10 protein-coding genes and 2 pseudogenes are annotated in these 11628 nt (G+C 61.2%); 6 read left to right on the forward strand and 6 right to left on the reverse strand.

Annotated elements, in window-relative coordinates:
* Positions 1-30: 30 nt before the first annotated feature.
* Positions 31-1425: a CoA transferase gene (locus RX328_RS32425; protein ID WP_213253943.1), complete on the reverse strand. Its 1395-nt coding sequence runs from the start codon at positions 1423-1425 to the stop codon at positions 31-33.
* Positions 1426-1634: 209 nt separating this feature from the next.
* Between RX328_RS32425 and RX328_RS32430 the strand changes: the two genes are divergently transcribed.
* The 4 genes from RX328_RS32430 (at position 1635) to RX328_RS32445 (ending at position 4922) form a co-directional block, all read left to right on the forward strand.
* Positions 1635-2405 carry an SDR family NAD(P)-dependent oxidoreductase gene (locus RX328_RS32430; protein WP_213253942.1) on the forward strand — a complete coding sequence of 257 codons (771 nt, stop codon included), beginning with the start codon at positions 1635-1637 and terminating at the stop codon, positions 2403-2405.
* 420 nt (positions 2406-2825) lie between these two features.
* Entirely contained in the window at positions 2826-3098 is a 273-nt protein-coding gene (locus RX328_RS32435) for a PilZ domain-containing protein (RefSeq protein ID WP_213253941.1), read from the forward strand.
* A gap of 351 nt (positions 3099-3449) precedes the next feature.
* Complete coding sequence (locus RX328_RS32440) at positions 3450-4367, forward strand: hypothetical protein (RefSeq protein ID WP_213253940.1); 918 nt, start codon at positions 3450-3452, stop codon at positions 4365-4367.
* 93 nt (positions 4368-4460) lie between these two features.
* Entirely contained in the window at positions 4461-4922 is a 462-nt protein-coding gene (locus RX328_RS32445) for an MgtC/SapB family protein (protein ID WP_213253939.1), read from the forward strand.
* Between the two features lie 685 nt (positions 4923-5607).
* On the opposite strand, the gene RX328_RS32450 is transcribed toward RX328_RS32445, so the two are convergent.
* The 3 genes and pseudogenes from RX328_RS32450 to RX328_RS32460 form a co-directional block, all read right to left on the reverse strand.
* Positions 5608-6423, reverse strand: coding sequence for a slipin family protein (locus RX328_RS32450; RefSeq protein ID WP_213253938.1), 816 nt, complete (start codon positions 6421-6423; stop codon positions 5608-5610).
* Positions 6424-6434: 11 nt separating this feature from the next.
* Complete coding sequence (locus tag RX328_RS32455) at positions 6435-7817, reverse strand: NfeD family protein (protein ID WP_213253937.1); 1383 nt, start codon at positions 7815-7817, stop codon at positions 6435-6437.
* Between the two features lie 268 nt (positions 7818-8085).
* Positions 8086-8428, reverse strand: a pseudogene (locus tag RX328_RS32460) (error-prone DNA polymerase); the annotation flags it as partial.
* Positions 8429-8555: 127 nt separating this feature from the next.
* Between RX328_RS32460 and RX328_RS32465 the strand changes: the two are divergent.
* Positions 8556-10139, forward strand: a complete 1584-nt coding sequence (locus RX328_RS32465; RefSeq protein WP_213253936.1) for a hypothetical protein — start codon at positions 8556-8558, stop codon at positions 10137-10139.
* Between the two features lie 23 nt (positions 10140-10162).
* Positions 10163-10546: a hypothetical protein gene (locus RX328_RS32470; protein ID WP_213253935.1), complete on the forward strand. Its 384-nt coding sequence runs from the start codon at positions 10163-10165 to the stop codon at positions 10544-10546.
* A gap of 52 nt (positions 10547-10598) precedes the next feature.
* Here RX328_RS32470 and RX328_RS32475 read toward each other — a convergent pair.
* Together RX328_RS32475 and RX328_RS32480 are read right to left on the reverse strand one after the other, a co-directional pair.
* Positions 10599-10862: pseudogene (locus RX328_RS32475) on the reverse strand (hypothetical protein); the annotation flags it as partial.
* A gap of 8 nt (positions 10863-10870) precedes the next feature.
* Positions 10871-11518, reverse strand: a complete 648-nt coding sequence (locus tag RX328_RS32480; protein WP_317258550.1) for a hypothetical protein — start codon at positions 11516-11518, stop codon at positions 10871-10873.
* Between the last annotated feature and the right edge of the window lie 110 nt (positions 11519-11628).

The raw sequence follows: 11628 nt of genomic DNA on the forward strand, positions 1-11628 counted from the left end.
TGAGGAGGTAGGCCGGCGCCGCCAAAATCCCTACTCGCGCGCCGGCCATTGCGGCGGATGGCTGCCGAGCGGCATTGCCGGGCGGGCCCAGAATGCCGGGGTCTTCGACAGAAGCGCCGAGTGCCTCACCGACCGCAGCGTCCCGAAGCCCGAGTCCATCTCTTCGATGAAAGGCATCACCGCCTCCGCCTTGAGTTCCTCGATCGCAAAACCGTCGCTGACGTGCCCGAGATTCCACAGCCAGCGTCCGGTCTGCGCCAGCGACACCTGGACATGCCAACTGCCGCCGTCGCGCGCCTGGCGCGCCTTGGCCATCATGGCACCGAACGCCATGAAGTATCCGGTGGCGTGGTCGAGCATCTGCGCCGGCAATTCCTTCGGCCCGTCGACACCGGCGGCCTGCCCTTCGGCATGGTTGAATCCGGTCGCCGTCTGCACCAGCGAGTCGAAGCCGCGCCGCTCCGCCCAGGGTCCGGCGTGACCATAGGCCGACAGCGTGACGTAAACGATACCGGGATTGATGCGTGCGGCATCCTCCGGCGAGAAGCCGAGGGCGGCGAGTGCGCGCGGCCGATAGCCTTGCGAAAAGATATCCGCCTGCGCCAGCAGATCGCGCAGCACGCCACGCCCCTGCTCGCTCTTGAGTTCGACAAAACTCGTCAGCTTGCCGCGCCCGGTATCGATGGTGAGCCACGGAATCGCCGGCAGTTCTGGGCCAGAGATCAGCAGCACGTCGGCGCCATGCGCGGCGAGCGTTCGCCCCGCAACGGGACCTGCGATGACGCGCGACAGATCAAGCACACGGATACCTGCGAGCGGCCGCTCGCCCTTGGGCCACGGCCTTGGCGGAGCCTCGCCAATCTTCGTGATTGAGATCAGCGGCAATCCGGCGAGCGCCTTGGCATGCGGCGTCGCCGACCATTCGTCATGCGAGCGCATGAAGGCAACGACACCACCGCTCGTATAGGCCGCGGTCTCGAACGCCTCGCCGTCCCATTGCATCAGCGCGGCCTGAACCGCGTCACGCTCCGGCTTGCAGTTCAGCACGCTGCAGACGGCGTCGCGGTGATGGGGAAAATTGGTGTGCAGGCGCACGAAGCCATCGCGGGTCTTGTAGATACCGGCGATGGCGTCCCAGGCCGGCGGCGGCGGCTTGCCGTCGACGCGCAGATAACGTTCGCTCCGACATTCGACCATGGCATGGCGCATATCCAGCGCGACGTCCTGCGCCTCGCCGCTGCGCATTTTCCAGATCTCGGCGGCTGCAAGCCCGGTTGCGGCGACGCTGACCTGCGCCGCGGCGGCGACGCGAAACGATGACGGCAATTGCGGTTCGTCGCCGGTCAGCGTGAGCGCGCCGAGCGCGGACGGATCGCCGCCGATCGATGTCCAGATAGCGGAGAGGATTTCCCTGGGGCTTTGCATCGGCGCGTCTCTCCCCTAACGTTCTTTTCAACATCGCACGCAACGTAGCCCGGATGGAGCGCCAGCGAAATCCGGGAGCGGTCTCGCAAGCAGCGAGGCTTAGACCTGGCCCCTGGAATGATGGAAAACGAGAGGCTTTCCCGGTTTGAGCTTTCGTCGTGACCGCCGTCGCCGCTACAATGCGCAGGGGTCACATAAGGAAGAACAAAATGGACTTGGGCTTGAAGGGAAGAAACGCCGTCGTGCTCGGCGGCACGCGCGGCATCGGACGGGCGATTGCGGAAACGCTGGCGGGCGAAGGCTCGGGCGTCGCCGTTTGCGCCCGCAATGCGGATCAGGTCGCGGCCACCGTTGCCGAGTTGAAAGGCCTTGGCGTGCGCGCGACCGGCGCACCCCTTGATGTCACCGACGCGGCCGCGCTGAAATCATGGGTATCGGACGCGGCCGGGGAGCTGGGCAGCATCGACATGCTGTTTTCCAATGCCGGCGCGATGGCGCAAGGTGGCGATCCCGCCTCATGGGAGCAGAATTTCCGGCTCGACGTGCTCGGCGCCGTCAACGCGTTCGAGGCCGCGCGTCCCTTGCTCGAAGCGAGCGCGCAGAAAACCGGCGACGCCGCCTTCATCATCATATCATCGATCTCGGCGGCGCAGGCGGATGGCGCCAGCTCCTACGGCCCGATCAAGGCGGCGCTGATCCACATGGCCAAGGGACTGGCGCGGCAATACGCTGACAAGAAAATCCGCGTTAACGTGGTGTCGCCCGGCACGGTCTATTTCAAGGGCGGCATCTGGAACATGGTCGAGCAGAATATGCCGAAGCGCTACCAGGATGCGCTGGCGCGCAACCCGACCGGCCGCATGGCGACGCCGCAGGAAATCGCCAATGCGGCCGTGTTCCTGGCGAGCCCGGCCTCTTCGTTCACGACCGGCTCGAACCTCGTCGTCGACGGCGCGATTTCGAACCGCGTGAATTTTTGAGAACGTTCGTAGGTATCGGCCGGTGAGCGCCGTGCCTACCGTCCACGCCTCCCCGCCGTCATTCCGGGGCAGCCCGCAGGGCTGAACCCGGAATCCATTTCACAGCGCAAGATGCGGCCTAATGGATTCCGGGTTCGCGCTGGGCGCGCCCCGGAATGACGAAAGGTCTGAAACTCAATTTGGACGCGCGGTTTGCGCGTAAGCTGCCGAGTCCGGCTTGCCGCGGCTGCGAAAAGCAGCAGGCATTGCGGAGGCCTTAACGTGTCGACGGGACTGGCGGCGTTGTGAGGGCTCGGCTTACAACTCGCGAACCAAATCGGTCAATTTGAATCGATAAGCTAAGGGAACTTTACGAATTTTCCGTCACTGTGGCGGCTGCTTCGATGACCCAGCCGCTGGGTCGAACGACGGATGGCCACGATGATTGTCGACGAGCAAAGGACAAAGGTACAGCGCGAACCGCGACGCCAGCTGCGCAAACGGCCGACATGGATGACGATCGACAATGGAATGACGAAGATTGAATGCTTTGTCCTGGACGTCTCACCGGGCGGCGCCAAGATCGCGACCGACGCCCCGTTCGACGTCAGGGACAGCTTTGAACTGGCGCTGGTGCCCGAACATACGACGCGCCAGTCATGCGAAGTGGTCTGGCGCCGGGGCAAGACCTACGGCGTGAAATTCCTGTCTTGAGGAGCGGTGGGGGCCGCAGCAGCTTGAGGATATGACCACCGCGGGGGGGCCTCATGGTTCTCCCGGCGACGCGAAGCATCGTCCGGAGACGGCGCCTTGCGCCTCCTCACCATGAGGGCAGATACTTGTCCCTCGGCGGCATATCAAATCTTACCCAAACACCAGCATAGAACCTCACCTTGGGGAGCGGCATCTTTGCCGCGCCTTGAAGGATGCAGGCCGTCTGTCGCCTCATGGCCCTCCTCGCCGCCGGAGTGCCATCCCGCCCCGCCCTACTCTCGTCGCCATTGGCTTCGATATGTGACTGTATTATTACAGTCAGATGTCAATTCGATTACGACGGAGCGGCGGATGAGCTTGGAATGGCAGGCGCGGTCAAGTTCCCTGGCCTGGTCAAATCCCGTGTCCTGGTGGTGGGGCCTGTTGACCTTGGTGAGCGGCGTCAACATCGCCATCTGGTTCGCGCTGTATCGCGAGCTTCCCGTCCAGCCGACCGGCGCTGCCGGCGGCACGTCCGGCATCGGGATGATGCTGCTGTTCTGCGCGGCCTATGTGTTCGGCTGCGCCTTCAGGTCGTTTCTGCCGCGCGCCGATGTGCAGCGGATCTGCCTATTCGACACCTGGCTGTCGAGCGTCATGGTCGGACGTTCGGTGGCGACCGTGGCCGAGATCTGCTTCGTGGCGCAATGGGCCATTATCCTGCACCAGCTCGGCACGATGACCGGCGCGGAAACGGCCGTGAATGTCGCGTGGGTGATCGTCCCGCTGATCCTAATCGCCGAATGCCTCTCGTGGTATGCGGTGCTGACGAGGAATTATCTCGGCAATGCCATCGAAAATTCGCTGTGGGCGGTCGCCTTCTTCGCCATCGGCGTCGGCCTTTGCCGCCTGCTTCCGGAATTCAATGGCGCGGTTCGCGTAAGCCTCGTCGTCGCCATCGCGGGGATTGTGGGCTTTCTGGCGTTTCTGATGACGATCGACGTCCCGATGTACTTGAAGCGCTGGCGGACCGGGGATGCCGATGGCGACAAGCGCCTGACGCCGCGCGAGGGCCTGCGCGATGTCAGCACGCGCTGGGTCGTGACGTACGACCTGGCGGAGTGGAAAGACGAGATTGCCTGGATGTCGCTCTATTTCAGCCTCGCCGTCTGGTCCAGCCTTGCGCTGTGCGTCTTCTATTCGCTCGAACATCATTTACCGCAGTACCGGACCGAAGCGGCGATCACGAGTGCAGCGCCGAGCACGACCGTCGTCGGCAGCACCCGATAAGACAACAGCCACCGCGCTGAAACTTTACGTCGCATTGCCGCGTTACCCGCGTGTGTCGCGAGTAGCGCGGCTTTGTTTTCAGAAGGGCGTGTTTTGGACCGGTTTCAGGTAGGTATCCATTTTCTGACGCTGGCCGCAGCTTTCGCGCTCGCCATACCGATCGGTTGGGATCGTGAAAAGCGGGCGCGGAGCGCTGGACTGCGAACTTTCCCGCTGGTCGCGCTGGCAAGCTGCGGCTTCGTGCAGGCCAGCGAACAGTGGATGGTGAATTCTCCCGATGGCATGTCGAAAGTCATCGAAGGCGTGATCACCGGCATCGGCTTTATCGGCGGCGGCGCGATCCTCAAGCAGGGCGCCACGGTGCAGGGCACGGCGACGGCGGCAAGCCTGTGGGCCACCGGCGCGATCGGCGTTTCCGTCGGCCTCGGCAGCTACGACGTCGCGGTGACGATCGCCGTGCTTACGTTCCTGACGTTAAGGCTGCTCACGCTGGTGAAAGAAGAGCGCGATCTCCAGATCGGCCCGGATGGCAAGGAGGAAGAGAAGAAGGATTGAGTGCCTGGCCCGGAACCGGCCGCGGGGATAACGCCGCAGGAACAATCCGGCGCCTACGATGCATAGCAGTCACCGCACCGTGAGGGTGTTTCGTCGCCCGCGGACAGCATGAAATATCTGCGCCTCGCGCGAAGCCATTTTCTCAGCCGAAGAAAAAGTCCGGAAACAACATGATGTTAGGGTAACGCAATGATCAAACCTGGAGTTCGATCATGTGGAACCTCATCAACATACTGTATCGGGAATATTGCCTGGCCCGGTTGGAGGAGATCCACAGGGTTCACCTCTCGCACTGAATACCGGTGGCGAGCAAGTGTCGCAAACGATGTCTACGGTTCAGCCAGCCCACTTGCGGTGAATCGACTCAGGAGAATTCATTCGGATCGAGATCGAAGGAGGAGGATATGCAGCCATCGACAGACGATCTGCTGATACGCCAAATCAGTGCCCTGATATCAGCCACCGCTGCGGCGGCGTGCAGCAACAGAGAACACGCCCCATTCGTGGAGGCAAGGATGTACGAAAAGCTTGCTGCACATTGCGCCGAGAAGCAGACACTTGCAGCAGCGTTTGCGAAAAGCGGCGTCGGGGCGACACGGAGCGGACTGATCTACTGGTAACGGAAGACGTGTCCAGACGAAGTCGCCAAGTTTCGGCGTCCGATCTCGGACGAACCGGAAGAGCGTCACGCCTGGGCCGCTTCTGATCCCCGCCGGCGATTTGCCGTCTCGCGCTGTATTCTCGCCGGCGCTGCCAGAGCTTGAAGAAACTCCACCGGCACCGGGAACACGATCGTTGAATTCTTCTCGCCCGCAATGTCCTGCAGCGTCGACAGGTAACGCAGTTGCATGGACTCCGGCCTCCTTGCGAGCATCTCGCCTGCTTCTACCAGTTTCTCGGCGGCCTGCTGCTCCGCTTCAGCGCCTATGATTCTTGCGCGGCGGTACCGCTCGGCCTCGGCTTGACGAGCAATGGCACGAATCATGCTCTCGTTGATATCGACGTGCTTGATTTCGACATTCGCGACCTTGATGCCCCACGCATCGGTCTGGCTGTCGAGAATTTCCTGAATGTCGCGATTGAGCTTGTCCCTCTCTGCCAGCATCTCGTCCAGCTCATGCTTGCCAAGCACGGATCGAAGAGTGGTCTGCGCCAGCTGGCTGGTGGCCGCCATGAAGTTTTCCACCTGGATAACCGATTTGTCGGCATCTACGACGCGGAAGTAGATAACCGCGTTGACCTTTACGGAGACATTGTCTCGAGAAATCACGTCCTGGCTTGGAACGTCGAGCACGAGCGTACGAAGATCTACCCGAACGAATTGCTGGACAATCGGTACCAATATGATGAGCCCGGGACCTTTCACGCCGGAAAAGCGCCCCAATGTGAAAACGACCGCACGCTCATATTCCCGCATGATGTGAATCGCCGACAGGAACACCGCAATGATCACGGCTGCGATCACGATGAACGGGAGGATATCTGTTACAAATGTCGGCATGGTTTCACTCCTCATGATTTCGGTGAGGCGTCAGGATCTGGTTCGACGAGCAGTTTCAGGTTCTGACGTTCGAGAACACGCACGCGATCGCCTGGGGTGAACTCACTTTTCGATTTCGCCGCCCAACGTTCTCCCATGACCAGGACCTCGCCCTTGCCGTCGGCCCACCACAGCACCTGGCCAGCGCTGCGCAGCAGAGCCGCTTCGCCTGTGGTCACCTCGCGCTGATGCGCGCGCCAGACCGCCGCGAGCGCAATCACCAGGAATCCCGCACTGGCAATGGTGGCCGCGGCGACCACGGGCCATGAGAGATGGAAACCCGGCACGTCGCCGCGAAACAGGAACAGCGAGCCAACGGCGAACGAGATGACGCCGCCAATTCCGAGCACGCCGAACGAGGGTAGAAACGCTTCTGCAACCATCATCGCGATGCCTAGCAGCAGCAGGCCGGCACCGGCGTAGCTGATCGGTAGGAGATTCAGGGCGTAGAGGCCGACCAGCAGAGCGATTCCACCGATCACACCCGGGAAAACGGCGCCTGGACTGATGAACTCGAATAGAAGCCCGTAGAGCCCGATCAGCATGAGTATGTAAGCGATGTTCGGATTGGTAATCGTGGCCAGAATGCGGTTGCGCCAATCGGCCTCGATTGCCGTTGTGCTCAGGCTCCCGGTATGCAGCCCGACCTGTTGATCATTGATCGTTACGGTTCGGCCGTCGGCTTGGGACAACAGATCGGGCAAGTCCTTCGCAACAATCTCGATGACGCGCTGCGACTGAGCCTCGCTCGCGGTAAGAGTGGCAGCTTCCCGAACGGCTTTCTCCGCCCAGGAAACATTTCGTCCCCGAAGCTCCGCCAGTCCCCTGATGTAGGCAACCGCATCATTGATCGCCTTCGCCTCGCCTGCATTGGCCGGCGACGAGGCTCCTTTCTTGTCACCATCCTTCTTGTCATCATCCTTCTTATCATCGGTGCGCCAGCCGGAGCCGCCGCCAAGCTGGACGGGCGTGGCTGCACCGAGATGCGTGCTCGGCGCCATCGCGGCGAGATGGCTCGCATAAACAATGTAGGTGCCGGCGCTGGCGGCTCGCGCTCCGCTCGGGCTCACGTAAGAGATCACAGGAATGGTGGATTTAAGTATCTCTCCTATGATCTCGCGCATTGAGGGGTCGAGACCACCAGGCGTATTCAGCCTCAGCACGATCAGCTTCGCCTGTCGCCGACGCGACTCCTCAAATCCGTCGCGGATATATTCAGAAGTCGCTGGCCCAATCGCTCCATTCACATCCAGAAGAATGGCGACGTTCGCCGGCTCGCTACTTTGTCCAAGTGCTGCTCCGGAGCCAAGTACGAGCAATGCTACGGTAATAAGCCTGTAAAGAAAGTGCACCATGGTAAGTCGCTCAAAGACTTGCGCGCCGAAACAGTCACAACTAGGTGGCCCATTCGCAGGTGAACCTGACTGTTACGGCTGGAGCGCAGGATCCGGTGCCGGGCGGGCGTGACGTATCTGAGCCCTGATGCGCAAGCGCGCTCCGCAGGTCATGTGAATCGAACGCACATCCGAAATCCCGGTTCCCCAAACATACGCCTCCCGGACGGATTTCATCTCGGTGTGCGGCCAACACCCGGCGGTCACGCCGTCCGAAAAGAGCGGCTCGATGAAAATCCCGTGACGGCGGCAGGATGCGGACGTCGCGCGGGTGGCGGATTTTTTGCGCGGGATTATCCGGATGCTCGCGGCGATCGTTGTTGAGCGGTTCGACCAGCGCGGGCCCTGCGGGCGCCCGATGCTTGCGCTTAACGCATCATTGGCGAGGCCGATCAAATCGTGGGAGCGGTCGAACATCCGCAGCGCCACTAGATGCCTCACCTGCCCCGGACTGCTCTGGATATAGCCTTCGACCAGGATCAGGCGCGCCCGCCCAACACTTCTTTGCGGTACTGCTCCATCACCTTCGGCCATACCACGACGTTGATGATACTGGTCTCGTCCTCGAGCGCCTCCAACAAGCGTAAGCATCGCTGACCTGCCCTGCGGTGCCAGATAAAAAACGTGGCGCGCCCCATGCAATCCGCATAATCTCAGCGCGCTCTGTCGGTTTTTTAATCCTGCCTTGGAGCTTTAATCATGACCAAAACATCATTCGCGGTTGCCGCCATAGCGGCGGCTGGATTTTCGCTCGCGCAACCCGCATTGGCACAATCAGACGACAAGCTCGGTACGGTGAATTTCGAAACTTCGTGCAAACCGGAAGCGCAGAAGCTCTTTAATCAGGGGATGCTGTACCAGCACTCGTTCTGGTATCGCGCCTCGCAAAAGGTGTTCGAAGATGCACTGAAGGCCGACCCCGAATGTGGCATTGCCTATTGGGGCATCGCGCTAAGCTTGCTGTGGAATCCCCACATTCCGACGCCCGCAAAGAATTTGACCGAGGGCGTGGCCATGATCGCGAAGGGCAAGGCCGTCGGCGCCAAGACACAACGCGAACGTGACTATATCGACGCGCTCGCCGTCATGTATGCCGATCACGAGAAGGTCGATCACCGCACCCGCATTCAGGCCTACGCGAAAGCGATGGAGCAACTGGCGCAGCGCTATCCCAGCGATGACGAGGCGCAGATCCATTATGCCCTCGCGCTCAATACTTCGGCATCACCTGCCGACAAGACCTACGCCAGCCAACTCAAGGGAGCGGCGATCCTGGAGCCGATTGCAGAACGCCAGCCGCAGCATCCAGGCGTTTCGCATTATCTGATCCATCTTTACGACTATCCGCCGATTGCCGAGAAAGGCCTCAACGCGGCGCGGCGTTACGCCAAAATCGCGCCAGCTTCGCCTCATGCCCAGCACATGCCGTCGCACATTTTCACCCGCGTCGGCTATTGGACTGAATCGATCGCATCCAACGCCGAGTCCGCGCGCGTTGCCAAGGAATCCGGAGACCTCCACGATCAGCTACACGCCATGGACTACCAGGTCTATGCCTACCTGCAGCTCGGGCAGGACGACAAAGCCAAGGCCATCATCAACGAGATGACGGCGATCACCGGCTTTACCGAGACCTTCCTGCCCGGGCCTTACGCGCTGGCCATCTCGCCGGCACGTTACGCGGTGGAACGCGGTGACTGGAAGGCGGCTGCGAATCTTCAGGTCCGTCCAAGCCCCCTTGCCCAGGTGCAGGCGATTACCTATTCCGTGCGTGCGCTCGGGGCGGCTCGCTCAGGCAATCCTGAAGCCGCCAAGGCCGACATCACCAAGCTCGCCGAGCTTGGTGACAAGTTGCGTGCGGCAAAGGACGCCTATTGGTCGGAGCAGGTGGACATCCAGAGGCAGGTCGCTGCCGCCTGGGTTCTCTATGCCGAAGGCAAGCAGGATGAGGCGCTGGCCGCGATGAGCGCGGCCGCCGATGCCGAGGACAAGACAGAAAAGCATCCGGTGACTCCGGGCGTTCCGAAGCCGGCGCGCGAGCTATACGGCTCCATGCTGCTTGAGCGTGGCATGCCCAAGGAAGCGCTCGCCGCTTTCGAAGCGACGCTGAGGAAGGAGCCCAATCGGCTCGGCGCCTATGCGGGTGCGGCCGTGGCTGCCGAAAGATCCGGCGACCTTGCCAAGGCGCGGGAGTATTACGGCAAAGTCGTCGCGATCGCCGAAGGCGCAGACAAGGAGCGCACTGAGGTTGCCGACGCGCAGGCCTTCCTGCAAAAGCGCTGAGGCGGAAGGCAGGGCAGCACGTTATGAAAGCATATTTTCTGCCGATCCTACTGGGGATTCTCGTGACGCCGGCCGGTGCTGCCCAGCCGCTCCAAGTGATCGGATACTCAGGTCATCTCGGCGAGTGGGAGTTGACTGCAACGGTTACGGAAACGGCTCCCGGCTCGACGACGGAATACGCCGGGCCGTTGACGATGAAGCACATTGGCATCTGCACCCAGGATGGCCCGGAGGAGAAAACCGGTTCACTGCGTTTTCGAATCGCGGCCTCATCGTCCAGATTGAATGCAACAATATCGGTTGCCGGCGTCGAGTGCACCTATAGCGGACAATTATCGGACTCATATACTGGTACGATGAATTGCCCTGGTCGACAGGGAGTTCCCCTTAAGCTCTGGGTGAAGTAGCTAGGCCCGCTCACCTGGCGTCACCTGCTGCGTAGTGCAGACGCCGTCGACGTCAATGAAAATCCCGCGACGGCGGCAAGATACGGATGTCGCGCGGATGGCGGTTTTTTTGCGCGGGATTATCCGGATGCTCGCGGCGGTCGTCGTTGAGCGGTTCGACCAGCGCGGGCCCTGCGGGCACCGGATGCTTGCGGCTTAACGCATCATTGGCGAGGCCGATCAAATCGTGGGAGCGGTCGAACATCCGCTGCGCCACCAGATGCGTCACCTGCTCCGGGCTGCTCTGGATGTAGGCTTCGACCAGGATGAGGCGCGCCCATCATCTCATCGGGAAGCGCGCGCGTGTCGTCTCCGGATGAGCCACATCGCACATCTGACGAACCAGTCTGGCGCTCCCAGATACCGGAATGCTTCAGGCGCTCCCTGGTCGTCGCGCTCTCGGTTGTTCAGATCGGAGAAATAGTCCTGTTTGGTGGCGTACCATTCCAATGTATGCACAATCTCTTCCTGCAAATGCTCGCTGTCCGGCAGCTTGATGAGGAAGTTCAGTTCGCGCCGAAGACAGATCGCCTCGATCCTGTAGCGGATCGTCTCATCGTAGTCGATGCCCCACACATCCAGCCTCGCGTGCGTCGCTTCATGGATGATCGTGGAGGCGATCATCTGAAGCGTCGTTGTTTCCGCAAGAACAAAACGCTCATCAAATACGCAAGCGTTTAATGATGAATTGTAGTGTGCGACAGCGCTTGGAAGCAGGTGAACCCATACTCGCTCAAGATTGCGGATGACGCGGTAGTAGTGAAGCGCGTCGTGGCTCTTGATCAGTCGAAGCGCGTCCTCGACGCGGCGGAGGGCGGGATGAGGCTCGGCTTCCCTGGTCCCTACCCAAAGTCCATCAACCTCTCGACCCCTCGACAACCAGAGTTGGATTCTCTCGACGCGGGATGGCTTTCGATCAGGCTTTCTGACCACGACTAGACCGCGCGATCTCCGCGATGATTCCAGGCACTGCAAATGTTATCTCGTCGTCATGTCCGAATCCGACCGCCGTCAAACTGTAAGCTTATTTCGCTTTCGTGTTG

This window comes from Bradyrhizobium sp. sBnM-33, assembly GCF_032917945.1.
GTDB lineage: Bacteria > Pseudomonadota > Alphaproteobacteria > Rhizobiales > Xanthobacteraceae > Bradyrhizobium.